This window comes from Bradyrhizobium amphicarpaeae (assembly GCF_002266435.3).
Classification (GTDB): Bacteria; Pseudomonadota; Alphaproteobacteria; order Rhizobiales; family Xanthobacteraceae; genus Bradyrhizobium; species Bradyrhizobium amphicarpaeae.
On the sequence record NZ_CP029426.2, the window covers coordinates 634,482 to 658,974 of the forward strand.

The window sequence follows — 24,493 nt, forward strand, 5'->3', positions numbered from 1 at the left end:
TAATCCAGGGTTCCTAGAGTGGAAACGCTTAAACCGCTCCGGGCTCGAACCATGCGCGCTGCGCTCTCCACCATTATCCGCCGGTTCATTCACGACCGGCGCGGCAATATCGCGGTGATCTTCGCGATCGCCTGCGTTCCGCTGATCACCACGATCGGCTGCGCGGTCGACTATTCGCGCGCGACGCAGACCCGGGCCAAGCTTCAGGCCGCGGCCGATGCCGCCAGCGTCGGCTCGATCGCCAAGGCGTCGCCGGCCTTCAAGGCCGCAGGCTCGATGACCTCCGACGGTTCGATCGCGGTGGGTGTCACCGATGCCCGGAACATCTTCGACGCCAACCGTGCCAACCAGACCGGCTACACGCTCAACAGCGTCACGCCGACGGTGGTCAAGAGCGGCTCGACCGTCACCGCAACGGTCTCGTTCAATGCCACGATGAACACCATGTTCCTCGGCCTGATCGGCAAGACTGCGCTGGCGCTGACCGGAACGTCGACGGCGACGGCGAACATGCCGCTCTACATCGATTTCTATCTCCTGCTGGACAATTCGCCGTCGATGGGCGTGGCGGCGACGCCTGCGGACGTCACCACGCTGGTCAACGCGACCACCGGCAACAGCTTCAAGCCGAACGACAAATGCGCCTTCGCGTGCCACGACTACAACGACTCCAACAACTACTACAATCTCGCCAAGACCCTCGGCGTGACGACGCGGATCGACGTGTTGCGCAGCGCGACCCAGTCGCTGATGGACACCGCCGGCGCCACCCAAACCTATTCGAACCAGTTTCGCATGGCGATCTACGATTTCGGCGCGTCGTCGAAGACCATCGGCCTGCGCGCGCTGTTTGCGCTGTCGGCAAGCCTGTCCAGCGCCAAGACGGCGGCCGGCTCCATCGACCTGATGGGTGTCTACGGCAACAACGATTCCTACACGGCCGACAAGGACACGCAGTTCAGCACGGTTCTGCCGGCGATCAACAACGTGATCAGCGCGCCGGGCACCGGGACGTCCGCAGCGCCGCTGAAATACCTGTTCTTTGTTTCGGACGGCGTCGCCGACGAGTACAACACCGGCTGCTCCAAGCCGACGGTGAGCGGCGGACGCTGCCAGTCGCCGATCGACGTCTCGCTGTGCACCGCCATCAAGAACCGCGGCGTCAAGATCGCGGTGCTGTATACCACCTATCTGCAGCTCCCGACCAACCAGTGGTACATGGACTACATCGATCCCTTCAACAAGGGACCGTTCGGGCCGTCGCCGAACAGCGAGATCGCGCAGAAAATGGAGAGCTGCGCCTCGACGGGACTGTATTTCGAGGTGAGCCCGACGCAGGGCATTTCGGACGCGATGAACGCGCTGTTCAAGAAGGCGATCGCGGACGCCCGGATCTCGGGTTGAGTTGTGACCGTCACCCTGAGGTGGCCGCTCCTACAGCGGCCCTCGAAGGGCGACAGCCCGGCTTTCTCAACGCTGCGGCAGCACGGCCGATGCAGCCTTCGAGGCTCGCGTTCCGCGAGCACCTCAGGATGACGGTCGGAGAGTGGCAGTCCCTTACGACCTGTAATCGCCGTTGATCGCGACATACTCCTTGGTGAGGTCGCAGGTCAGCACGCGGTCGCGGCCTTTGCCGAGGCCGAGCGAGACCTTGATCGCGATCTCCGGCGCCTTCATCGCTTCCGACACTTGCGCCTCGTCATAATCAGGATCGCGCGCCCCGCTCCTGGCGACGCGGATGCCGTTGAAGGAGATCGAGAGCTTGTCGCGATCGGCCGGCTCGCCGGCCTTGCCGACCGCCATCACGACGCGCCCCCAATTGGCGTCCTCGCCGGCGATCGCGGTCTTGACCAGCGGCGAGTTGGCGATCGACATCGCGATCTTGCGCGCCGAGGCCTTGGTCTTGGCGCCCTCGACCGTGATCTCGACCAGCTTGCGCGCGCCTTCGCCGTCGCGGGCCACTTGCTCGGAAAGATTGGCGAGCACTTGATTGAAGGCTTTGACGAACGCTTTCAGGCGCGGATCACTGGCGCGGCTGATCTTCGGGGCGCCGTGCTCGGCGGCAGCGCCGGTGGCGAAGGCCAGCAGCGTGTCCGAGGTGGACGTGTCGCCGTCGATCGTCACCGCGTTGAAGGTGTCCTCGACGCCGGCCTTGAGCAGCGCCTGCAAGGCCGCGGGCGCGATCGGTGCGTCGGTGAAGATGAAGGACAGCATCGTCGCCATGTCGGGGGCGATCATGCCGGCCCCCTTGGCCATGCCGTTGATGGTGACCCTGGCCTTGCCGAGCTTGACGGTCGCGGTCGCGACCTTCGGGAAGGTATCGGTGGTCATGATCGCCTTGGCAGCAGTCAGGTAGTCGCCGGGCTCGGCGGCTTCAGCCAGTCGGCCCAGCACGCCGTCGAACTTGGTCGCGTCCAGTGGCTCGCCGATCACGCCGGTCGAGGCCAGGAAGATTTCGCCCTCGCTGCATCCGACCGCCTTGGCCGCGATCTTCGCGGTCAACGCGGTGGAGGCGCGGCCGGTCTTGCCGGTGAAGGCATTGGCGTTGCCGGAATTGACGACGAGCGCGCGGGCCAATCCTTTTTTAGAAGATCCGCCGCCTTTCAGTTTCGCACGGCACCATTCCACCGGCGCCGACGGGCATTTCGACTTGGTGAAGACGCCGGCGACCGCGGTGCCCTTGTCCATCACCGCCAGCAGGACGTCGGTGCGGTTCTTGTAGCGGATGCCGGCTTCGGCCGTCGCAAGACGAATGCCCGCGATCACGGGCATATCGGGAACGTTTTTCGGGGCGAGGGGAGAGACGGAGGAGGACATCACGGGGCGCCTTGGTGGGGTCTGGACATGCAGATGGCCGGACCATCAAGTGGCCCGGCCATTGCGACGTTAGATACCCTTGGCGTCCGTGAAGTGACAGCGAATTCTTGCGTCTTCGCGGTCTTACTTCTTTGCAGGCGGCGCCATCTTGCTGTCGGACGGCTTGGCTGCGTCCGCCGGCTTGGCGTCCTTGGCGGCATCGGCCGCCGGCTGGTCCAGCCGCTCGACCTTGGCTTCCGTACGCAGCTTGGCGACGTAGTCGGCCTGGGCCTTGCGGGTGACGTATTGCTCGATCTGGGCCTTGACCTGCTCGAAATCGGGCGCCTTGCGGTTGCGCTTTTCCTCGACCTTGATGACGTGCCAGCCGAACTGCGACTTGACGGGGTCGGAGATCTTGCCCGGCTCCAGCGCGAAGGCGACAGCCGAGAATTCCGGCACCATCTGCTCCTTGGTGAAGAAGCCGAGATCGCCGCCGTCGGCCGAGCCCGGATCCTTGGACTTCTTCTTGGCCAGCTCGGCGAAATCGGCGCCCTTGTCGAGCTCGGCCTTCACCGCCTTGGCCTCGTCCTCGGTCTCGACCAGGATGTGGCGGGCGCGCACTTCCTGCTCACCGGTGATCTGCTTGGAGGCCTCATCATAGACCTTCTTCATGGCGTCAGGGGTGGTGGCGGCCTTGCCTTCCTGAGCCAGCAGGCTGTCCATCAGCAGGCGGGTGCGGGCGAATGCCAGGCGTTTCTTGAACTCCTCGCTGTCGGCGATCTTCTTGTCCTCGGCGGCCTTGCCGACGATCTTCATGTCGATCAGGAAGGACAGCACGTTCTCGTCCTTGGTCGCCGGGTCCATCTGGGCGAGGCTCGGCCCGAGTTCCTCCTCGGCCATGGCGACGTCGCTCTTCTTGATTTCCGCGCCGTTGACCTTCGCCAGCACCGGATCGTCGGCGGCCCGGAGCGGGCCGGCGATCGCCAGGGACAGCGCCAAGGCGAGGCAGCCAGCCAGGGCGGACGCATGGCGGAAACGCTGGCCGGTGGTTGCCGGGAACGAGGTGGTCATGGAAAATCCTTATGTTGAAGCAGGGGGCTGCTCGAAGCGGGGCGGACACTCGCCCAATTCAGGGGGGCTTGGCAACGCGAAAAGTCTGTCAAAATGATGAATTAGCCGCAATGCGCCCGCCGTTGACAAGGCCCTGACCGGGCCATATCTCTGCCCGGTCGCGACCATGGCGATGGCGTTTATTTTGCTGCGTTTTTGGCCGTTGAACCCAGACTTGTCCAATTCCCACCCATATGGCGGATGACCCCCGCAGTCCGGGCTCTGACTCCACGAGGCGTCACGGTGAGTTGATGGGCAGGCGGGTGACAACTTCTTAGGCCCAACGCGGTTGAATCGCGAACACAGGAACCAGGCATGATCGGCGCGCTCGCCCGCAAGTTTTTCGGCTCCGCCAACGACCGGCGGGTGAAGGGATATCAGTCCCGCGTCAACGCGATCAACGCGCTGGAGGCAGAGGTCTCGAAGCTCTCCGACGAGGCGCTCAAAGCCCGCACCGAAGACTTCAAGAAGCAGCTCGCCGAGGGCAAGACGCTGGATGACCTGCTGGTCCCCGCCTTCGCCACCGTGCGCGAGGCCGCCAAGCGCACGCTCGGCCAGCGCCATTTCGACGTCCAGCTGATCGGCGGCATGGTGCTGCACGAGGGCGACATCGCCGAGATGAAGACCGGCGAAGGTAAGACGCTGGTGGCGACCCTTGCGGTCTACCTCAACGCGCTCGCCGGCAAGGGCGTCCACGTCGTCACCGTCAACGACTACCTCGCCCGCCGCGACTCCGGCTGGATGGGCCAGATCTACGGCTTCCTCGGCATGACCACCGGCGTGATCGTCCACGGTCTCGACGATGCCGAGCGCAAGGCCGCCTATGCCTGCGACATCACCTACGGCACCAACAACGAATACGGCTTCGACTATCTGCGCGACAACATGAAGTACCGGCTCGAGGACATGGTCCAGCGTCCGCACTTCTACGCCATCGTCGACGAGGTCGACTCCATCCTGATCGACGAGGCGCGCACGCCGCTGATCATTTCCGGACCGCTCGACGACCGCTCCGATTTCTACAACACCATCGACGGCTTCCTGCCCAAGCTCGACAAGACCGATTACGACGTCGACGAGAAGCAGCGCACGGTGACGCTGACCGAGGCGGGCATGGAGAAGATCGAGACCCTGCTGCGCGATGCCGGCCAGCTCAAGGGCGAGTCGCTCTACGACGTCGAGAACGTCTCCATCGTACACCACATCAACCAGGCGCTGCGCGCGCATACCCTGTTCACGCGCGACAAGGACTACATCGTGCGCGACGACGAGGTCGTCATCATCGACGAGTTCACCGGACGCATGATGGCCGGCCGCCGTTATTCTGAAGGCCTGCACCAGGCGCTGGAAGCCAAGGAGCACGTGCAGGTCCAGCCGGAAAACCAGACGCTGGCCTCGATCACCTTCCAGAACTATTTCCGGATGTACGAGAAGCTCGCCGGCATGACCGGCACGGCGTTGACCGAAGCCGACGAGCTCTTCGACATCTACAAGCTCGAGGTCGTGGAGATTCCGACCAACGTGCCGATCGGCCGCCTCGACGAGGACGACGAGGTTTATCGCACCCACAAGGAAAAATACACGGCGATCCTCGCCGAGATCGAGCGGGCCAATTCGCGGCTCCAGCCGGTGCTGGTCGGCACCGCGTCGATCGAGAAGTCGGAAGTGCTGGCCGAGTTTCTGAAGCAGAACGGCTACAAGCAGATCGATTTCGGCAAGGAGAACGCGCTCGACAAGCTTTACGCTGCCGCCCGCGCCGGCAAGCCGGCGAAACTGTTCGCGGTGCTGAACGCGCGCTTCCACGAGCAGGAAGCCTATATCGTCGCGGAGGCCGGCGTGCCCGGCGCGATCACGATCGCGACCAACATGGCGGGACGCGGTACCGACATCAAGCTCGGCGGCTCGCTCGAGATGCGTATCCCGAAGGAGACCGCGGGCATCGAGGACGAGGCCGAGAAGGCCAGGAAGATCGAGCAGATCAAGGCCGACGTCGAGCGCTTCCGCGACATCGTGCTGAAGGCCGAAGAGGTGGTCGAGATCGAGCCGGCGAAGGGCAGCAAGCCCGCCAAGACCGTGACCAAGCCCGGCGGCCTCTACATCATGGGCTCCGAGCGACACGAATCCCGCCGTATCGACAATCAGCTGCGCGGCCGTTCCGGCCGTCAGGGCGATCCCGGCCGCTCGAAATTCTTCCTGTCGCTGGAAGATGATCTGATGCGCATCTTCGGCTCGGATCGCCTCGACAGCATGCTGCAGCGTCTTGGCCTGCAAGAGGGCGAGGCCATCATCCATCCCTGGATCAACAAGGCGCTGGAGAAGGCGCAGCAGAAGGTCGAGGCGCGCAACTTCGACATCCGCAAGAACCTGCTGAAGTTCGACAACGTCCAGAACGACCAGCGCAAGGTGATCTTCGACCAGCGCGTCGACCTGATGAAGGACGAGAGCGTCGCCGAGACCGTCAACGACATGCGCCATGCCTTCATCGACGACCTCGTCGCCAAGCACGTGCCCGAGCACGCCTATGCCGAGCAATGGGACGTCGCGGGCCTGAAGGAGGAACTGAAGCGCGTGCTCGATCTCGACCTGCCGGTCGACGAATGGGCCAAGGAAGAGGGCATCGCCGACGAGGAGCTGCTCACGCGCATCGAGAACCGCGCCGACGAGCATATGGCGGCAAAGGTCGCGCAATGGGGCCCCGACGTGATGCGTTACGTCGAGAAGACCATCCTGCTGCAGACGCTCGACCATCTCTGGCGCGAGCATCTGATCATGCTGGACCATCTGCGCCAGGTCATCGGCCTGCGCGGCTACGGCCAGCGCGATCCCCTGCAGGAGTACAAGACCGAAGCCTTCAACCTCTTCCAGGAGATGAGTGCGCATCTGCGCGAGGCCGTCACGGCGCAGCTGATGCGTGTCGAGATCGTCCCGCCGGAGCAGGAAGCGCCCACGCTGCCGCCGATGGAAGCGCACAAGTTCGACCCCAATACGGGCGAGGACGAAATGGCCGTCGCCAACGTCTCGCTTGGAGCCCAGACCTCCGACGCCGCGCTGCGCGATCCCAACAACCCCGCCAGCTGGGGCAAGGTCGGCCGCAACGAGGATTGCCCCTGCGGCTCAGGCAAGAAGTACAAGCACTGCCACGGGCGGTATGCCTGATCGGAGAATCCGCCGGCCTGCGCCGGTCAGTCCGATCAAGTCCCCGTCCGTGCTCGGCAAGGATGGAACCGTCTTTCACGATTGCTGTTATCCCGGCATGACCTTGCGGGTGTGCGCTCGCTTTGCGAGGGGATGACGCTTTCCGCGCTTGAACTCGCAATGGGACGCAAGGCGTGATGGCGTAAGGTGGGAGGCGGTCACTCTGTGGAGGGCGGCACGCTCGGTGATGGCTGCGGGCGTCGGGGTTAAGGCCGTTTGATGAGTTCCGCAGACAATCTCCCGGCATCCAGAAACGAAGTCCTCGAGGCGCACGATCTCGAAGGCCTGGCACGTGAAGCGGGCTTCGGCGAGCTGACGCGCTTCACGGCGGCGCTGTGTGACGCGCCGATCTGTCTCGTCAGTTTGGTCGGCGACAAGATGCAGCAATTCGTGGCCAAGCATGGCCTCGACGTCTCCGAGACGCCGCGCGAATCCTCCTTCTGTGCCCACGCCATGCTCGGCTCGGACCTGATGGTCGTGCCTGATGCGACCTTGGATTCGAGGTTCGCCCAAAATCCATTGGTCACGGGGGATCCGTTCATCCGATTTTACGCCGGTGCGCCGCTCCTGACGGACGACGGCTTTCCGCTCGGCTCGCTCTGCGTCATCGATCGCGTGCCCAGACCCGGCCTGACGCCGCTGCAGCAGCAGGGCCTGCGTCTCATGGCTGCCCAGGTGATCGGCGCAATGGGGCATCGCAGGACCACGAAGATGCAGCGGGCCAGCGAGGCCGTTGCGAAACAGGCGTTGTCGGAGACCGAGCAGAAGTTTCGCATTCTGGCCGACACCATGCCGCAGATGGTGTGGTCGACGCTGCCTGACGGCCACCACGATTACTACAATGCCAGATGGTACGAGTTTACGGGCGTGCCGGAAGGCTCGACCGACGGTGAGGGCTGGAACGGCATGTTCCACCCCGACGATCAGGACAAGGCCTGGGAGCGCTGGCGGCATTCCTTGCGGACCGGTGAACCCTACGAGATCGAATACCGCCTGAGGAATGCTGCGGGCAATTACCGCTGGACTCTCGGGCGCGCTTTGCCGATCCGCGATGCCGATGGCAGCATCACCCGCTGGTTCGGAACATGTACGGATATCCACGAGCAGAAGCTGCTGATGGAGCAGCGCGAGATGATCAGCCAGGAGCTGAGCCATCGCATCAAGAACATCTTCTCCGTGATCAACGGCCTGATCGGCCTGTCGACACGGACGCATCCGCAGCTCAAGGGGCTCGCGGACGAGCTGCGTTCGCGCATCATGTCGCTCGGAAAGGCCCATGATTTCGTGCGCCCGCACAGCGCCCGCTCTCGGCCGGCTGCGACCCATGCGACGCTGAAGGGACTTCTGGAGCAGCTTCTGTCGGCCTATCAGTCGGAAGCCAGGCGGGTCCTGATCACGGGCGATGATTTCCGGATCGACGACCGCTCCGCAACGCCCCTGGCGCTGTCGTTCCACGAGCTTGCGACCAACGCCGCGAAATACGGCGCGCTCTCGACGCTGGACGGATGTGTCGCCGTGGACGTCAGCCAGGCTGACGATGATGTCGTCGTTGCATGGACGGAAAGCGGCGGTCCCCAGATCAAATCGGCGCCCGCGGTGGAAGGCTTCGGCTCCCGGCTGATCGCCTTGAGCATGTCCAGTCAGCTCGGCGGCAAGATCTCCTACGACTGGAAGCCGGAAGGGCTCCGGGCCGTGGCTATGATTCCAAAGAGTTCGATGAGCCGCCCGGCGCCGTAAAGAACGTGACGTCCGGCGAACGCGGTTGAGCCGCCTCGCCGGCGGCGTGATGGACAGCCGTCAGGATTGCATCGTCGCTGAATGGCTTGCGGATGAAGCCGATGGCCGTCTCCGCACGCGGGGCGATCTGCGTGGGATTGGCGGTCACGTAGACGATCTTGGTGCCGTATTCGCGCGACAGGTCGAGCGCGATCTGCGGCCCGGTCGAACCGTCGCGTAGATTGATGTCGACCAGCGCGATCTGCGCCTTGGGCCCCGCTTCCAGGGCTTCCTTGCGATCCGCAGCGATCGCGGCGACGCGATAGCCCGCATCTTCCAGGATGCGGGCGATGTCACTGGCGACAAAGATTTCGTCTTCGACAATCAACACTGAAGGCGTCATTCGCGACCCATGTGTGACTTGACCATGTGTAACTTAACCGTGTGTCACTCAACCGTGTCATCGGCTCAGCGGACGTCTGCCTGCTCAGCCGGAGAGCTGGCATCAACCAGCGGTTCCGCCTTTTGTTCCGCATGCCTGCAGTGCTCGATCGGCCCGAGCACGGTCACAGGCGGCCTTCGCGCGGCATCGTGTCTCGGAGAACGCCTGCGGTAGATCAATCAATCTTTTGCTACTGCTCATTGTGATCTGGTTCACCTCGATCGAGCGCAGTCCGTGTTTGATTGAATCGCACGGGGGCCGAACATGGAGCCAGACAATGTCCAGACGCGCACTGCCAATCACCTTGTGTGTTCTTGCCCTGAGTTTCTCAGCTTCCGGTTCCGCCCCTGCGAGCCAAGTGGGCGGATGGTGGGGCGGAACATGGTCGTGCAACATTGACGGCCGGCCGGCCCGCATGAAATGGGCCGCAGTGGATGACAGTCAGACGAGCTGCGACGGCGACACTTGCACCACCAGCTCGGGAGCACGCTGGGCAGGTAGCTTCTCGGACAATGGCTCGCGATGGGTGAAGTTGACAAATCCGCGCAGCGGAACGCAGGGCGGCGTCTACTTCAACCATGCCGACGGCAATAAATGGTATTTGGCCAAACCGGTCAGCAACAAGGCCGCGGGCTGGACGACATGGAACGGCCAACGCTATCGTCTCGCGTGCTGGCGATGATGTAATCCTGCGGCGCCGGCTCAGCTCCGCTTCGCAAGGCGCCGACACTCCAATTCACGAGGCCTAATTCGAGCTGTCGATCAAGCTCTCCAGCAGCCGCTTGAGCTCGCTCGTCGACTTGTCGCCATAGCTCTCCAGGATGTGCTCCTCCTGGTCGACCGCGAGCGAGTTGAGTCTCCTGCACAGCACCTTGCCGCGGTCGGAGATGAACATCAGCACCTTGCGGCGGTCGTTCGGGTCCTGCACGCGATAGACCAGCGTGTCGGAGACCATGCGGTCGATCATCTTGGTCAGCGTCGGATGATTGAGCAGCACGGCATCCGCGAGCTCGCCCATCGAGTGGCCATTGCCGTCCGACAGCACCTTAAGGATGCGCCACTGTTCGACGGGAACGCCTTCCTTGCTCAACCGTAGTTCCAGCTGCCGGTTGATCTCCCGGTTGGCTTGCGCGAGCAGATAAGCGAGATGTTCGGTGATTGGAGTGTTTGGTTTTGCCACGGCTAAGACTTCGTCTTGACCCGAATGAGTGAATGTCTTGCAATCAATGCTGCTTCTATATGCACTTCAATTGTTGAATATTCAATATTTTCAAAATAGGATGTTTGCCTAACAAAAGGGCGGAGGCCGCGGCCGCCCGAACAATGTGCTTTCAGGTCTGGTGCCAGACAGGAGTTGGCGTGCGCGCGACGGTAAACTTCCCGGCTCACGGCGGTCCGGCGTTGCCGCCGTCCATGCTGCTCAGGAATCTGTCGTCATCGGCGGCCAACGGTGCGGTGTCGCCGAGCGATCACGCTTTCTTTCGACGGCGCGGCGTCAACAAGCTGCGCGTCGGCTGCTTCATCTGCTGCAGCGGTCCGCCCGGCATCTGGGGGCCGTGCGCGACCAACACCGCGCAGCTCGCGGTCGCCGAGATCAACAAGCGTGGCGGCATTCTGGGGCGTGAGATCGAGCTGTCGATCTACGACGCCGGCGGCCCGCTCGACGGTGTCCTGAATCGCGCCGAGCAGGCGGTCGTCGACGATGAGATCGATCTCATCGTCGGCATGCACACCAGCGCGGTCCGCGTCGCGCTGCGCAAGATCACCACCGCGAACCGGATCCCTTACATCTATACACCCGTCTATGAAGGCGGCGAGCGTACGCCTGGCGTGATGGCGATCGGCGAGACGCCGCGCTGGCAGAGCAGGCCGTCGATCCACTGGCTCGCCGACGCCAAGAAGGCGCAGCGCTGGTACCTGATCGGCAGCGACTATGTCTGGCCCTGGCAGTCGCATCGCGCGGTGAAGCGCTACATCAAGGAAACCGGCGGATGCGTCGTCGGTGAGGAGTTCGTTCCTCTCGGTGAGGATAACCACGAAGCTCATCTGGAGCGTATCCGCGCCGCGAGACCGGATGTGGTCCTGATCTCGCTGATCGGCACCGACAGCATCACCTTCAACCGCGCCTTTGGCGAAAGCGGCCTTGGAGCAACCACGCTGCGGCTCGCCGGTGCGATGGACGAGACCGTGCTGCTCGGTATCGGCGCCGACAACAGCGAGAACATGTTCTGTGCCTCCGGCTACTTCCCCGGCGTCGGCTCGCGCGCCAACGACGATTTCCAAAGCCGCTATCGCGCGATGTTCGGCGCGAACGCGCCGCCGATCGGCTCGCTCGGCCAGTCCAGCTATGAAGGCCTGCGCTTCCTCGAATCCGTCGCCAACAAGGCCGGTTCGCTGTCGATGGCGCCGATGCTCGCCGCGGGTCGCAACATCGTTTACGGCGGCGCGCGCGGCCCGGTTACGGTGCGCAACGGTCACGCCCGGATGCAGATGTATCTCGCTGAGGCCGATGGCCTCGACTTCAAGCTGATCAAGCCGGTCTGACGCCGGCGCGGCAATCCGCTCTCCCCTTCGCGCAAAATAATACTTGAAAAGGAAAATATTTCCGTTTTGAATGTTTTGGCCGGTCGATGCGCATGTCGCGCAAATCGTGGCCGCGCGCCGATCAAGAAACTTCAGGAGAGCGCCGTGACAGTTGTCCTTCCCACGCCAGCCCAGCTTCTCGATGTCGCCAAGCAGTGCGGCCTTTCGCTGACCGACGACGACGTCACCTCGTTCCGCGGCCTGATGCAGGGCTCGATCGAGGCCTACAATCTCGTCGGCGCGATGCCGGACGAGGTGCCGGAGGTGAAATACCCGCGCACGCCGGGCTATCGGCCCTCGGCGGAGGAGAACCCGCGCAACGCCTGGTACCGCAAGTCGACGGTGAAGGGCGCCAGTTCGGGCAAGCTCAAGGGCAAGACGGTCGCGCTGAAAGACAACATCATGCTCGCCGGCGTTCCCATGATGAACGGCTCGGCGACGCTCGAAGGTTACGTCCCCGATTTCGACGCCACGGTCGTCACGCGCATCCTGGACGCCGGTGGGGAAATCCTCGGCAAGACCCATTGCGAATCTTTCTGCATGTCGGGCGGCAGCCACACCGGCGCGGTGGGTGCGGTGCATAATCCCTACAAGATGGGCTATTCGGCCGGGGGCTCGTCCTCGGGCAGCGGCGTCGTCGTCGCGCTCGGCGAAGCCGACATGGCGATGGGCGGCGACCAGGGCGGCTCGATCCGCATGCCGTCCTCGTTCTGCGGCACCTACGGCATGAAGCCGACCTGGGGCCTCGTGCCCTACACCGGCATCATGCCGATCGAGATCTTCGTCGATCACACCGGCCCGATGACGGCCACCGTTGCGGACAACGCACTGATGCTCGAAGTGCTCGCCGGCGACGACGGCTACGATCCGCGCATCAAGGCGCCGAAGGTCGAGGAATACACCAAGGCGCTCGGTCAGGGCGTCAAGGGCATGAAGATCGGCATCTTGAAGGAGGGCTTCGAGCAGCCGACCGCAGAAGCCGCGGTCAACGAGAGCGTCCGTGAAGCCGCCAAGCGTTTCAAGGATCTGGGCGCGACCGTCGAAACCGTCTCGATCCCCATGCACATGGTCGGACCCGCGATCTGGACCCCGATCGGCACCGAGGGCATGACCCAGACCATGATGTATGGCGACGGCTATGGCCTGTCCCGCGCCGATCTCTATTCGACCTCGCTGATGGATTTCCATCGCGGCTGGCGGCGCCAGGCGGATTCGCTGTCCGAGACCACCAAGCTGTTCCTGCTGCTCGGCACCTACATCAACAACAATTTCGGCCCGCGCTATTACGGCAAGGCGCTCAACATCTCGCGACGCCTGACCGCCGCCTACGACAAGGCCTTCAAGGACTACGATCTGCTGCTGCTGCCGACCACGCCGATGAAGGCGACCAAGCTGCCGGAGCCGACAGCCAGCCGCGAGGACTACGTCGCCCGCGCGCTGGAGATGATCTCCAACACCGCGCCGTTCGACATCACCCATCATCCCGCGATGTCGCTGCCCTGCGGCATGGTCGACGGCCTGCCGGTCGGCCTGATGCTGGTCGGCCGGATGTTCGAGGAATCCACCATCTATCGCGCCGCCCATGCGTTCGAGCAGATCGGCGACTGGAAGAAGATGTGAGCGCGGCATTGATGCAGGCGGACGGAAGACCAGAGCGTTTTCGAGCGAAGTGGATACCGGTTCGCGTGAAGAAAACGCGTCAAAACAAGAATTGATCGCATGGCTAACGCGTTCGTCGCAGCGTTCGAGATCCTGAGCTTCGGCGCGATCATCGTCCTGATCGTGCTGGGGCTCGGGATCATCGCCAGCATGATGGGCATCTTCAACTTCGCGCAGGGCGAGTTCGTCCTGCTCGGGGCCTACATCACCTATCTCGCCTACGCCAAGGGCCTGCCGATCTGGGCCGGAATGGTCGCGGCGCCCTTCGTGGTCGGCGCGCTCGGTTTCGTGCTGGAGGCGCTGATCATCCGCCGCTTCTACGCCGCGCCGATCGTCGCCATGCTCGGCACCTATGCGCTCGGCCTGATCATCCGCGAATCCGTGCGCGGCCTGATCGGCGGCTTCTATCTCACCGTGCCCGAACCTATCGGCGGTTCGATCGACATCGGCGCCATGCACATCTCGGCCTGGCGCTTCACCATCATCATCATCACGCTGCTGGTGATGGCCGGTTGCTATCTCCTGCTGTCGCGCACCAACTTCGGCCTGCGCATGCGTGCCACGCTCGAAAATCCGTCGCTGGCGCGCGCGTCCGGTATTTCCACACCTCTGATGTATGGCGCCACCTTCGCATTCGGTTCCGCGCTCGCCGGTCTTGCCGGCGCGCTGATCGTGCCGGTGTTCAGCCTCTATGCGGATCTCGGCCTGCGCTTCCTGATCCAGGGTTTCGTCGCGGTGATGGTCGGTGGGGTCGGCTCCTTCATCGGGCCGGTCGCGGGCGCCGGCGTCATCGGCACGCTCAGCGCCGCGCTGCCGTGGATCATGGCGCCCGTTGTCGCCGACGTCCTCGTCTTCGTTCTCGCCATTGCCTTCATCAAATTCCGGCCGCAGGGCCTCATCGCTGGAAAAGGGGTTTAGTCCATGTTTGATCGTACGCAGCTTTCACGCCGCCGTTTTCTATCCAATTTCGCCTTTGCGTCCGGTGCGGTCGCAACCGGGGTTGGATCCTGGGTGATCCCGGCGCCCTGGGCCAATGCCGCCGAAGCCCCGATCAAGGTCGGCATCGCCACCGATCTCACCGGCCCGATCGCCTACGCCGGCAACGCAGACGCCAACGTCGCGAAAATGGTGATCAAGGAGATCAACGCCGCCGGCGGCCTGCTCGGCCGTCCGCTCGAGCTCTACATCGAGGACACCGCCTCGAACGAATCCGTCGCCGTCGGCAACGTCCGCAAGCTGATCCAGCGCGACAAGGTCGACATGGTGCTGGGCGGCATCACCTCCTCGATGCGCAACGCCATCAAGGACCCGATCGTGGCGCGCGGCAAGACGCTCTACATCTATCCGCAGCTCTATGAGGGCAAGGAGTGCACGCCCTATCTGTTCTGCACCGGGCCGACTCCGGCGCAGCAATGCGACGAATTCATTCCCTGGCTGATCAAGAACGGCGGCAAGAAGTTCGCGCTGCCGAGCGCCAATTACGTCTGGCCGCACACGCTCAACGTCTACGCCCGCAAGGTGATCGAGGCCAATGGCGGCGAGGTCGTGTTCGAGGAATACTATCCGCTCGACCAGGTCGATTTTTCCGCGACCGTCAACCGCATCATCTCCAACAAGGTCGACGTCGTCTTCAACACCGTCATTCCGCCGGGCGTCGGCCCGTTCTTCAAGCAGCTCTATGAAGCCGGCTTCCTCAAGAACGGCGGGCGCCTCGCCTGCGTCTACTACGACGAGAACACGCTCAACATCAATCAGGCCGCCGAAATCGAGGGCCTCGCCAGCTGCCTCGACTATTTCAAGGTGCTGACCAAGGAGAACCCGTTCGACGCCAAGATCCAGGCGGCCTACGAGAAGGACTTCCCCGGCAACTTCCTGTTCGCCGCCGGCAGCGCCGCGACCGGCACCTATCGCGGCCTCAAGCTTTGGGAAGCCGCGGTGAAGGAAGCCGGCAAGGTCGACCGCGATTCGGTTGCGGCCGCGCTCGACCATGCCAAGATCGCCGAAGGTCCGGGCGGGCCGGCCGAGATGGTGCCGGGCAAACGTCACTGCAAGATGAAGATGTATACCGCGGTCGCCAAGGCCGGGAGCTACGAGATCGTCGGCCGCAGCAACGGGCTCGTCGATCCCAAGGAATGCTAAAGCGGAATGCCGAAGTCGATGGGTGCAGTGAAACAGGCGATCCCCGCCGCAATCGGCGGGGAGCCGGACGTCGCCATGGCTAGCAGCGGGACGGCGAAGCAAAAATCGACGCGGAAAATCCTGCCGGTCGTCGAGGGCATCGTGCTGGTCGCGGCGCTGCTCGCGCCGTTGCTGCTGCAGGACTATCTCACGGTGTTCGCGACGCGCGTGATCATCCTGGCGCTGTTCGCGCTGTCGTTCGACCTGGTCTGGGGCTATGCCGGCATCATGAGCTTCGGCCAGGCCCTGTTTTTCGGCTCGGCCGGCTATGGCGTGGCGCTGCTCGCGCGCGACCTCGACATCACCAACATCTTCCTGGTGCTGCCCGCGGGCACGCTGATCGGCCTCACCTTCGCGTTGCTGCTGGGCGGTTTCCTGCTGCTGGGCCGGCATCCCTCCAGCGTGATCTTCGTGTCGCTGGGCACGCTGACCGGCTCCTACGCTGCCGATCGCCTGGCGCGCGGCTGGTATTATCTCGGCGGCCAGAACGGCATTCCCTCGATCGCGCCGATGTCGCTCGGTTCCTACGAATTCACCGAAGGCCCCGCCTTCTATTATCTCGTGCTCGGCATCCTCGTTGTGGTCTATCTGCTCTGCCGCTTCCTGGTGCGATCGCAATTTGGGCTGGCGCTCGCCGGCCTGCGCGAGAACGAGCAGCGCATCGCCTTCTTCGGCTACAAGGCGCAGCACCTGAAGGCGATCATCTTCGCCATCGGCGGCGCCGTTGCGGGGATGGCGGGCAGCCTCTACGCCTTCCACGAAGGCTTCGTCTGGCCCAACATGGTCGGCGTCGTGGTCTCGACGCAAGTGGTGCTCTATGTGCTGTTCGGCGGCTCCGGTACGCTGATCGGTGCCGTCATCGGAGCCGTGATCGTCGAGGGCGTCAGCTTCTGGCTGTCGGACAATTACCGCGATATCTGGCCGATCATTCTCGGCGTGCTGCTGCTGCTGGTGATCCTGTTCCGGCCGCTCGGCCTGATCAGCTTCGTGCTCGGCGAGCGCGAGCGGGTAGGCAGCTTCGGTGCGAAACCCAAGGAGAACGTCAAGGAAAACGTCAAGGAAGACGTCAAGGAGAAGCGCAATGCTCCTTGAAGCCGCCGGCATTACCAAGATCTTCGGCAAGCTCACCGCCCTCGACGGCGCAGCCCTCACCGTCGGCGCCAACGAATTCCACGGCCTGATCGGCCCGAACGGCTCCGGCAAGAGCACGCTGATGAAGTGCATCGCCGGCGCCGAGGTGCCGACCACCGGCAAGGTCTCCTTCGTCAACACCGACATCACCGCGTTCACGCCGACCGAGCGCGCCCGTGCCGGGATGAGCCTGAAATTCCAGATCACATCCGTGCTGCCGTCGCTGACGCTGTACGACAATATCCTGCTCGCGCTGCAGGCGCAGTCCTCGCTGATCGACCTGTTGTTCTCGCGCACGCGGGATGCGCTGCACGAGCAGGTCATGACCATGCTGACGCAATTCCGCCTCGCCGATCGCGCCTTCGAGCCCGCTGCTGCGCTGTCGCACGGCCAGCAGCAATGGCTGGAGATCGCTATGGCGCTGGCCGGCAAGCCGAAGCTGCTGCTGCTCGACGAGCCGACCGGCGGCATGAGCCTCGAGGAGCGCCGCGTCACCGGCGAGTTGCTGCAGCCGATCAAGCAGCATTGCTCGCTCGTCATCGTCGAGCACGACCTCGATTTCATCCGCGACATCTGCGATCGCCTCACCGTGCTCGACCAGGGCAAGGTGCTGGCATCGGGCACGGTGTCGGAGATCCAGGCCAACAAGGCCGTCCAGGAGATTTATCTGCGCCGTGCCTGAATTTTTGGACATCAAGCATCTCGACGCCGGCTATGGCCGCAGCCAGGTCCTGTTCGACGTCACGCTCGGCATTCCCTGGCGCGGCGGCGTCGCCGTGCTCGGGCGCAACGGCGCCGGCAAGACCACGCTGATGAAGACCATCGTCGGCGAGCTGCCGGCGTGGAAGGGCGAGGTCGCCTTCGACGGCCGCGACATCAGCCGCCGCGCCACCCAGGAGCGCGTTCGCGCCGGCATCGGCTACGTGCCGCAGGAGCATTCGGTGTTCGCGCGCCTGTCGGTGCGCGACAATCTCGCCGTCGGCTCGCTTGCGAGCAGCAAGGCCGACGCCGTCGACCACGTGCTGACGATCTTCCCCAAGCTCGGCCAGCGCCTCGACCAGCCCGCCGGCACGCTGTCCGGTGGCGAGCGCAAGATGCTCGCGATCGGCCGTGCCCTGCTCGGCGATCCCAAACTGCTGCTGCTGGACGAGCCGACCGAAGGCGTCTGGATCGGCGTCATCGAAGAGATCACCGAGCGCCTGATCGAGCTCGCCAAGACCATCGCCGTCATCATCGTCGAGCAGCACCTCGACCTCGCGCTGCGCGTCGCCGATTACGCCTATGTGCTCGACCGCGGCCGCGTCGCGCTGCAGGGGCAGGCAGGAGAGGTGAGGGACAATCCGGAGCTGGTGCGGTATCTGGCGCCGTAGCTCAGCTGCCGTAGCCCGCATGAGCGCAGCGACATGCGGGGACGCCGGCCACGGTCCCGGATGTCGCTGCGCTCATCCGGGCTGCACGCTATGAGCGATATTGCTTCGGCTCAAGCCAGGGCGGACGCAGCGTCAATCATTGCCTCTCTATGCGGGAAGTCGCGACCGGTAGGGCGCGGTCAGGAGCAGCATGAAAAGCGCTCGTTCGGCTTGGTACTTTGCGGCGTGTCGGCTTGATTCCCGCCCCCGTACCACGACCGCACCTTCGCTGGTGCAGACGCTCCAGCCCCATCTCTTTCGCTTGCGCTGCACCAATGCCACTTCGAACGTCGGAAACTCCGGTCTGACCATTGTCGCCGCTTCTCGCTTTGCATCCAACCGGACAAATTTGAACCCGGAGGTTCGACCCCTGTCTTCACCCGTTTGGGTGAAGGATGGCTTGCGCATGCCTAGGCAGGGTCCGGTCTGGGCGATGGGGCGTAAGGGGATGAGCAATGTGTCTGCGGATTGATAAGAGTCTAACCGCCGCGCAACGCCTTGCCAGCGAGCAAGCTGACGAGCTCCTGCTGACGGGAAAGGCCGGTCTTCGAAAGCACGGCTTTGAGCTGCGTGCGCACCGTCTCTCGCGTTACGCCGATTTTTGCTGCGAGTGCATCGATCGATCCGGCCTGTGCAACTCCACGTGCGACCTGGGCCTCTGCCGGCGTCAGGTCGAACAGCCCTTGCAGGACTTCCGCACTCGGTACCGCGCCGCGATCGACGGGTGTCACGATAAGCATGAAGGTGGCCTGCGTGAAGATATCGCGTGCCGATCCGCGCACCGGGACGACATGCAGGACCATCGGTACGCGGTCCATCGCCGCTGCGATGGCGAGGGACCTGACGGGCCGGCTGTTGCCAACGAACGGGGTCCCCAGCGCCTCCAGGAACAATCCGTCCGCAGTGACATCGGTCAGAGTCAATCGCTCTGCGCGGTCCTGGAAGAGCGACGGCATCAGCGCCTCGAACAGGGCGTTCGCCGCGAGCAACTTGCCACCTTCGCGCAATATTGCTCCGGGCAGTCCAATGGCCTGCAATGCATCGGCTTGCGCGCGCGCCCGTTCAAAGCCAAGGCGGTTTGCAGTCAAGGACGCCCGAGCCAGATGAGGCCTCAGGCCATCGAGGAACGAGACGATGTCGCGCGGCACAGGTCCGTTGTCTTGATGTCGCGGCATGACGATCGCAATCGAATCGCCGCTCGGTATCGAGATGATGGTCCCGGCCCTGTAGCCGATACCGTGCCTGCGGTAGAAATCGCAGTAGACGCCATTGGTCGCGATTTCCTCCTCCGATAGAAGGTCTCCATCATTGAGGAAGCCGGCGTAGTCGAGAGCGGCGGCACGCGGCAGCAGCGGATCGCGCTCGCTCCATCCCTCTTGCAAGAAAAGACGCATGGTCTGGTCGTGATTGACAGAATTGATCCCGCTGACATAGCCGTCGCGTACCGCGAAAAGCAGTCCGCCATTGCCGCCGATGGCGTTCCCGATTTCATTGAGAACCTCGGGCCACAAAGACGGTATGAGCCCCGCCTCGTAGATGCGGTCAATCAGATGATCGAGATGCTCAAATCCACTCATGCACAGCGCGAAAGAGCCAATCTCGCGACTATAGCGGGGTGACCGGGCGACGCAATCCGGGCACGTCGAGAGGAGCGCCGGATCCTTTTAGGGAACCAATCGGTTCCTCAACCTCACCATGGGCGACTTGTCGGAGGCGGACGCGTTCGAACTTCACGACGAACTTTTCTCCGGCACTTACCAAGTCGCGATCTCTTGCACCCCGCTCTGCGGGATCAACTTCCCAACAGGCTGGCGGATCGCAGGCGGCTATTGCAGCGGCGAGCCCTTAGGTGGGGACGGGCAAACAGCACGGCGTGCTTGGCTTACTCCGGAAGGCGCGGGATCGCCGCAACGTCTACTTCATCGCCCCGAAGCGGCTGTCGAACGAGTTCGACGACACCACCGGCGCGGCGCCCATGATCTGCGTGGCTTCACCTGCGCCATCCGACACGGATGGTTTCAGCGCGGGCCGCGTCTGGGCAAGGCGGGTGTCGGGCTTTGCCGGCTCGGCGGGTTTGGCGGCTGCGGTCGCGGCCGGCTTCGGCGCTTCCTTCTTGTCATGCCCCGGCACGAACCGGGTCACGGCGGCCTTCAGCCGTGATGCGGCGGTCGGCGGCGTCACGGGCGCGGCTGCCGGGGCCACGGACGCCGTGGCTTGCGGCGGCGGGGTGGTCGCGGTCGTCTCAGACGAGCCCATGCCCATCTTGCGGCCGAGGTTGGAGAAGAAGCCGCCGGACTTCTCGGCGGGCTGAGCCGTGGCGACGCGGCTGCTCGCGGGCGGGCTGACGGCGACGACCGGTTCTTCCTGCGGCGCAGGCGCGGACGCTACGCTGTCGAGATTCGGCTTGGGCGGATTGACGTGGCCGGGGATCGTGCCCGGCGCCTTGGCCATCGCCAGCATCTGCAGCGTGGTGCCTTCGGCGCCCTCGGACAGGCCGGTCGAGCCTTCCGGAATCTTCGCGGCGAAGATCTTGTTCATGCCGCCGTCGATGCCGGTGTTCATGCGCGCCACCGGCGTGCCCTTGGCGACCAGCTTGGCGTATTCCGCCTCGTCCCTGGCTTGCTTGCCGCGCACGGCGGCGACGACGTCCTCGGGAATCACATAGGCCGGGCACTTCGCCGAGGCGTCGAACACCGGGTCGCGCTTCGCATCGGGCGCGCGGGTCGCGTCGAAGACATATTTCTTCTCGCAGAAATCGACCTTCGGCTCCTGCCGCGTCACCTCGAAATGATCATAGCCTTCCTTGATCATCTTCCAGAACGGCATGTTCGGATTGTTGCGGTGCTTGGCCATGTTCACCGGCGTCATCCTGAACGGATAGGCCTGCAGCTGGAACGCCTTCTGGCCGCCGAAGAAGGACTCGCGGCCGAGCGAATAGATCTCCGCGATCTGCTCGTCCGTCATCGCGTAACAGCCACGCGACGAGCAGTCGCCGTGCACCATCAGCTGCGAGCCGGTGCGACCCAGCGCCTTGTCGAACGCGTTCGGATAGCCGGTGTTGAACGAGAGGTAGTAGGCCGATTGCGGATTCATCTGGCTCGGATTGATCGAGTAGAATCCCTCCGGCGCCTGGCGGTCGCCTTCGCGCACCTTGGGGCCGAGATCGCCCGACCAGCGGCAGATCGGATAGGTCTTGAGCAGCGCGAACTGGCCGTTGCGGGCCTGCTTCCAGACCTCGAGCTCGGCCTCCTGCTTGAACAGGCGCACCAGGATCGGCGATTGCAGATCCATGTCCTTCTCGACCATCGCGGCGAGCAGCTTCGGCGGCACGGGCTGGTTGGCCTTGGCGTTGTTCGCGAGCGACACCTGGTCGGTGTCGCAGCCGGCCAGCATCACGCTGGCCGTCATCAGCGCAACCGAAGCCAAAAGCGCGCGAGCAAGCGGACGAGAAATCAAGACGAACCCCACAGCGTGCCGGGCAGATAGCGCGAACCCCAATTCGTTTGGCGCATGATCCGACCGGCGAACCGGACCCGTCGTGACGGGCTTTGTCAGCTCACGCCCCAGCGCTATGCCCTGAAGCCATTGATTAAAATTCTAACCTCTGGGTCATGTGGTCGCAACCCGAGCGGGGATCACGAGGCCGTTGGCCCCAAGGTGTGGTCAACAGAGACTTAAATCAGGCCGGAACTTGGGCCTTGCGGCCAAACCATTACTGAGATCGCCGATTTGGGCAAAAAAAGGGTTAACGCGGGGTTACCGGGGTGCTCGAGGGCGGTTCCGTAGGGTGGGCAAAGGCGCAAAGCGCCGTGCCCACGAGCCGGTCCTCATAGTTTGCAGTGGTGGGCACGCTTCGCTTTGCCCACCCTACGGCACCGGAACCCAGCCCGAATCAGCCCAGTTTGCGGCCGATATCGAGGAATTTCTGCCGGCGCTGCTGGCGGATCGCGGTCCCGTCCATACCCCGGAGCTCGTCGAAGGCCTTGGCGATGGCGTCGCCGGTGGTGGCGATCATGGCGGCGGGGTCGCGGTGGGCGCCGCCGACCGGCTCCTTCAAAATGCTGTCGATCACCCCGAAGCGCAGCATGTCCTGGGCGGTGATCTTCATGTTGTTGGCGGCTTCCTGCGCCTTGGTGCCGTCGCGCCACAGGATCGAGGACGCCGCTTCCGGTGAGATCACGCTGTAGATCGCGTGCTCCAGCATCAAGACCTTGTTGGCGGTGGTGATGGCGATGGCGCCGCCCGACATGCCTTCGCCGGTGATGATGGCGACGTTCGGCACGGTCAGCGCCATGCAGGCATCGGTCGAGCGCGCGATGGCTTCGGCCTGGCCGCGTTCCTCGGCGCCGATGCCGGGATAGGCGCCGGCGGAATCGGCCAGCGACAGCACGGGCAGGCCGAAGCGCTCGGCCATCTCCATCAGCCGCACGCATTTGCGGTAGCCTTCCGGCCGCGCCATGCCAAAATTGTGCTTGATGCGGCTCTCGGTGGAATCGCCCTTTTCCTGGCCCATCACGCAAATCGCTTCGCCGCGGAAGCGGCCGAAGCCGGCGACCAGCGCCTCGTCCTCGCCGAACTTGCGGTCGCCCGCGAGCGGCGTGAACTCGGTGATCAGCCCTTTGATGAAATCGTTGAAATGCGGTCGCTGCGGATGCCGCGCGACCAGCGTCTTCTGCCACGGCGTCAGGTTCTGATAAAGGTCGGCCAGCGCCTGCGCCGCCTTGTCCTCGATCCGCCCGATCTCGTCGGCGATGTCGGTCCCGGAGGCCGCAAGCGTCCTCAGCTCGTCGAGCTTGGAGTCGAGCTCGGCGACGGGCTTTTCGAAGTCGAGATAGCTGCGCATCTGGTCTTGCATCAACTCAATATAGGGAGGACGGGGCGAGGCGGCGAAGCGGATTTAGACAGGCGGCAAGAAGTGTAGCTTCTTCAATGAGTTGACCTGTGTGCTCATGAGCCAGCCCATCAAATCATGCGAAGGCACCGGCTCTTTCTGCGGAGATGTGGCCGAAGTCAAGGCGGTTTCGGCCGAGGTCGAAAGCTTGTAGCCCGGATGAGCGAAGCGATATCCGGGGCGGGTCGCGCCTCGGGCACCAATCCCGGATGTCGCTGCGCTCATCCGGGCTACGGCAGCAACTACTTCTCCGCCAGCGGGTGCAGGTCGCGCACCAGGCTCTTCAGCCGCTCTTCGACCACGTGGGTATAGATCTGCGTCGTCGAAATGTCGGTGTGGCCGAGCAGGGTCTGCACGATGCGCAGATCGGCACCATTGTGCAGGAGGTGGCTGGCAAAGGCGTGGCGCAGCACGTGCGGGGAGACCAGCCGGGCCTGCAGCCCCGAGGCGACCGCGAGCTCCTTGAGGTCGCGGGCAAAATGCTGCCGCGTCAGATGCCCGCTCTCGCCGAACGAGGGGAATAGCCATTTCGAGGCGGCGAGGCTGTCTTTCTTCTTCTCCGCCTTCGCGCTGTCCGTCGCCGCGAGATAATCCGCCATCGCCTGCCGCGAGGCCTCGTTGAGCGGCACCAGCCGCTCCTTGTTGCCCTTGCCGCGCACCACGATCATGCGCGCGTCGCGCTTGGCCGCCGTGCGCGGCAGCGCCACCAGCTCGGAGACGCGCAGGCCCGTGGCGTAGAGCACCTCGAGCAGGCAGTAGAGCCTTAAAGACCGCAGCCGCTTCGACGGCGAGGCATCCTCCGCCTCGCTCAATTCCTTGGCGCGTGTCAGCATGCGATCGACATCGGCAATCGACAGCACCTTCGGCAGGCCGCGGCCGCGCTTGGGGCCGGACAGGATCGCGGCGGGATCCTCGGCCCGGATGCGTTCGTTAAGGAGGAAGCGGTAGAGATGCCGCATCGCCGACAGCCGCCGCGCGACGCTGGTGGATTTGAAGCCGCGGCTGTCGAGATCGGCGAGATAGTCGCGCAGCGTCTGCGTCTCGGCGTCGGCAAAGCTGTGCCCGACGCGGGTCAAGAACTCCGAGAAATCGGTGAGGTCGCGGCGATAGGCGTCGAGCGTATTGGGCCCGGCGCCCTGTTCCGCCGCGAGCATGTCGAGGAACAGGCCGGTCAGCTTGGCATCTGAGGGCGGGTTGCGCATGCCCAGGAAGCTAGCTCCTATTTCTTGAGAAACTTGTCCGGCGGAATCGTCACCGTCATTTCCCGCGACTTGGGACTGACGAAATTGGCCAGTGCGAAGACCACGCCATAGACGATGCCGGCGATCACGGCGACGACCGTCAGGAAGCGGAACAGGCTGGGCATCGGTCTGGGGTCCGGCT

The 24,493-nt window shown here is 64.0% G+C and carries 20 protein-coding genes; 11 read left to right on the forward strand and 9 right to left on the reverse strand.

The features are described from left to right. The first annotated feature begins 51 nt into the window (after positions 1-51). Positions 52-1,404 carry a TadE/TadG family type IV pilus assembly protein gene (locus tag CIT40_RS03140; RefSeq protein WP_094890951.1) on the forward strand — a complete coding sequence of 451 codons (1,353 nt, stop codon included), beginning with the start codon at positions 52-54 and terminating at the stop codon, positions 1,402-1,404. 153 nt (positions 1,405-1,557) lie between these two features. Here CIT40_RS03140 and argJ read toward each other — a convergent pair whose 3' ends face one another. Next, positions 1,558-2,817, reverse strand: coding sequence for a bifunctional glutamate N-acetyltransferase/amino-acid acetyltransferase ArgJ (argJ, locus tag CIT40_RS03145; protein WP_094890950.1), 1,260 nt, complete (start codon positions 2,815-2,817; stop codon positions 1,558-1,560). Between the two features lie 123 nt (positions 2,818-2,940). Then, the gene (locus CIT40_RS03150) at positions 2,941-3,867 is read right to left on the reverse strand and encodes a peptidylprolyl isomerase (RefSeq protein ID WP_094890949.1); all 927 of its coding nucleotides are present in this window, start codon (positions 3,865-3,867) and stop codon (positions 2,941-2,943) included. A 354-nt stretch (positions 3,868-4,221) separates the two neighbouring features. On the opposite strand from CIT40_RS03150, the gene secA reads away from it, so the two are divergent. Both secA and CIT40_RS03160 read left to right on the forward strand, forming a co-directional pair. Further along, on the forward strand, positions 4,222-7,062 hold the full coding sequence (secA, locus tag CIT40_RS03155; RefSeq protein WP_094890948.1) for a preprotein translocase subunit SecA: 2,841 nt from the start codon (positions 4,222-4,224) through the stop codon (positions 7,060-7,062). Positions 7,063-7,320: 258 nt separating this feature from the next. Beyond that, on the forward strand, positions 7,321-8,838 hold the full coding sequence (locus tag CIT40_RS03160) for a sensor histidine kinase (RefSeq protein WP_094890947.1): 1,518 nt from the start codon (positions 7,321-7,323) through the stop codon (positions 8,836-8,838). Here the strand turns inward: CIT40_RS03160 and CIT40_RS03165 are convergent. After that, positions 8,798-9,208 (reverse strand): response regulator, encoded by a 411-nt coding sequence (locus CIT40_RS03165; protein WP_202975464.1) that lies wholly within the window; start codon positions 9,206-9,208, stop codon positions 8,798-8,800. The genes CIT40_RS03160 and CIT40_RS03165 overlap by 41 nt on opposite strands. 328 nt (positions 9,209-9,536) lie before the next feature. On the opposite strand from CIT40_RS03165, the gene CIT40_RS03170 reads away from it, so the two are divergent. Continuing rightward, a complete protein-coding gene (locus CIT40_RS03170) occupies positions 9,537-9,941 on the forward strand; it encodes a DUF6006 family protein (RefSeq protein ID WP_148667164.1) in 405 nt (134 codons plus the stop codon). Positions 9,942-10,004: 63 nt separating this feature from the next. Here CIT40_RS03170 and CIT40_RS03175 read toward each other — a convergent pair whose 3' ends face one another. Further along, entirely contained in the window at positions 10,005-10,439 is a 435-nt protein-coding gene (locus CIT40_RS03175; RefSeq protein ID WP_094890944.1) for a MarR family winged helix-turn-helix transcriptional regulator, read from the reverse strand. A 179-nt stretch (positions 10,440-10,618) separates the two neighbouring features. On the opposite strand from CIT40_RS03175, the gene CIT40_RS03180 reads away from it, so the two are divergent. From CIT40_RS03180 to CIT40_RS03210, 7 genes are all read left to right on the forward strand, one after another. Beyond that, positions 10,619-11,803, forward strand: coding sequence for a substrate-binding domain-containing protein (locus CIT40_RS03180; protein WP_162307328.1), 1,185 nt, complete (start codon positions 10,619-10,621; stop codon positions 11,801-11,803). A 144-nt stretch (positions 11,804-11,947) separates the two neighbouring features. Further along, on the forward strand, positions 11,948-13,462 hold the full coding sequence (locus CIT40_RS03185) for an amidase (RefSeq protein ID WP_094890942.1): 1,515 nt from the start codon (positions 11,948-11,950) through the stop codon (positions 13,460-13,462). A gap of 99 nt (positions 13,463-13,561) precedes the next feature. Then, positions 13,562-14,419, forward strand: a complete 858-nt coding sequence (locus tag CIT40_RS03190; protein WP_094890941.1) for a branched-chain amino acid ABC transporter permease — start codon at positions 13,562-13,564, stop codon at positions 14,417-14,419. Between the two features lie 3 nt (positions 14,420-14,422). Further along, positions 14,423-15,640, forward strand: coding sequence for a substrate-binding protein (locus CIT40_RS03195; RefSeq protein ID WP_094890940.1), 1,218 nt, complete (start codon positions 14,423-14,425; stop codon positions 15,638-15,640). A gap of 6 nt (positions 15,641-15,646) precedes the next feature. Next, positions 15,647-16,771, forward strand: coding sequence for a branched-chain amino acid ABC transporter permease (locus CIT40_RS03200; protein WP_094890939.1), 1,125 nt, complete (start codon positions 15,647-15,649; stop codon positions 16,769-16,771). Then, complete coding sequence (locus CIT40_RS03205; protein WP_094890938.1) at positions 16,761-17,492, forward strand: ABC transporter ATP-binding protein; 732 nt, start codon at positions 16,761-16,763, stop codon at positions 17,490-17,492. Before CIT40_RS03200 ends, CIT40_RS03205 begins: the two co-directional genes overlap by 11 nt. After that, positions 17,485-18,180 (forward strand): branched-chain amino acid ABC transporter ATP-binding protein, encoded by a 696-nt coding sequence (locus CIT40_RS03210; protein ID WP_094890937.1) that lies wholly within the window; start codon positions 17,485-17,487, stop codon positions 18,178-18,180. Before CIT40_RS03205 ends, CIT40_RS03210 begins: the two co-directional genes overlap by 8 nt. 518 nt (positions 18,181-18,698) lie before the next feature. Here the strand turns inward: CIT40_RS03210 and CIT40_RS03215 are convergent. The 5 genes from CIT40_RS03215 to CIT40_RS03235 all read right to left on the reverse strand — a co-directional run bounded on the left by CIT40_RS03215 (position 18,699) and on the right by CIT40_RS03235 (position 24,476). After that, the gene (locus CIT40_RS03215; RefSeq protein WP_094890935.1) at positions 18,699-19,796 is read right to left on the reverse strand and encodes a helix-turn-helix transcriptional regulator; all 1,098 of its coding nucleotides are present in this window, start codon (positions 19,794-19,796) and stop codon (positions 18,699-18,701) included. A 337-nt stretch (positions 19,797-20,133) separates the two neighbouring features. After that, complete coding sequence (locus CIT40_RS03220; protein ID WP_244611905.1) at positions 20,134-21,627, reverse strand: murein L,D-transpeptidase; 1,494 nt, start codon at positions 21,625-21,627, stop codon at positions 20,134-20,136. A 484-nt stretch (positions 21,628-22,111) separates the two neighbouring features. Beyond that, entirely contained in the window at positions 22,112-23,074 is a 963-nt protein-coding gene (locus CIT40_RS03225; RefSeq protein WP_094890933.1) for an acetyl-CoA carboxylase carboxyltransferase subunit alpha, read from the reverse strand. A 278-nt stretch (positions 23,075-23,352) separates the two neighbouring features. Beyond that, positions 23,353-24,312 carry a site-specific tyrosine recombinase XerD gene (xerD, locus tag CIT40_RS03230; protein ID WP_094890932.1) on the reverse strand — a complete coding sequence of 320 codons (960 nt, stop codon included), beginning with the start codon at positions 24,310-24,312 and terminating at the stop codon, positions 23,353-23,355. A 17-nt stretch (positions 24,313-24,329) separates the two neighbouring features. After that, entirely contained in the window at positions 24,330-24,476 is a 147-nt protein-coding gene (locus CIT40_RS03235; RefSeq protein ID WP_014439243.1) for a hypothetical protein, read from the reverse strand. Positions 24,477-24,493 lie beyond the last annotated feature (17 nt).

What these genes read in the sequence shown, in the direction of transcription:
- CIT40_RS03140 (WP_094890951.1), top strand. Translation starts at nt 52, where the DNA reads ATGCGCGCTGCGCTCTCCACCATTATCCGCCGGTTCATTCACGACCGG.
- argJ (WP_094890950.1), bottom strand. Translation starts at nt 2,817, where the DNA reads ATGTCCTCCTCCGTCTCTCCCCTCGCCCCGAAAAACGTTCCCGATATG.
- CIT40_RS03150 (WP_094890949.1), bottom strand. Translation starts at nt 3,867, where the DNA reads ATGACCACCTCGTTCCCGGCAACCACCGGCCAGCGTTTCCGCCATGCG.
- secA (WP_094890948.1), top strand. Translation starts at nt 4,222, where the DNA reads ATGATCGGCGCGCTCGCCCGCAAGTTTTTCGGCTCCGCCAACGACCGG.
- CIT40_RS03160 (WP_094890947.1), top strand. Translation starts at nt 7,321, where the DNA reads ATGAGTTCCGCAGACAATCTCCCGGCATCCAGAAACGAAGTCCTCGAG.
- CIT40_RS03170 (WP_148667164.1), top strand. Translation starts at nt 9,537, where the DNA reads ATGTCCAGACGCGCACTGCCAATCACCTTGTGTGTTCTTGCCCTGAGT.
- CIT40_RS03190 (WP_094890941.1), top strand. Translation starts at nt 13,562, where the DNA reads ATGGCTAACGCGTTCGTCGCAGCGTTCGAGATCCTGAGCTTCGGCGCG.
- CIT40_RS03195 (WP_094890940.1), top strand. Translation starts at nt 14,423, where the DNA reads ATGTTTGATCGTACGCAGCTTTCACGCCGCCGTTTTCTATCCAATTTC.
- CIT40_RS03200 (WP_094890939.1), top strand. Translation starts at nt 15,647, where the DNA reads ATGCCGAAGTCGATGGGTGCAGTGAAACAGGCGATCCCCGCCGCAATC.
- CIT40_RS03205 (WP_094890938.1), top strand. Translation starts at nt 16,761, where the DNA reads ATGCTCCTTGAAGCCGCCGGCATTACCAAGATCTTCGGCAAGCTCACC.
- CIT40_RS03215 (WP_094890935.1), bottom strand. Translation starts at nt 19,796, where the DNA reads ATGAGTGGATTTGAGCATCTCGATCATCTGATTGACCGCATCTACGAG.
- CIT40_RS03220 (WP_244611905.1), bottom strand. Translation starts at nt 21,627, where the DNA reads ATGACGGCCAGCGTGATGCTGGCCGGCTGCGACACCGACCAGGTGTCG.
- CIT40_RS03225 (WP_094890933.1), bottom strand. Translation starts at nt 23,074, where the DNA reads ATGCAAGACCAGATGCGCAGCTATCTCGACTTCGAAAAGCCCGTCGCC.
- xerD (WP_094890932.1), bottom strand. Translation starts at nt 24,312, where the DNA reads ATGCGCAACCCGCCCTCAGATGCCAAGCTGACCGGCCTGTTCCTCGAC.
- CIT40_RS03235 (WP_014439243.1), bottom strand. Translation starts at nt 24,476, where the DNA reads ATGCCCAGCCTGTTCCGCTTCCTGACGGTCGTCGCCGTGATCGCCGGC.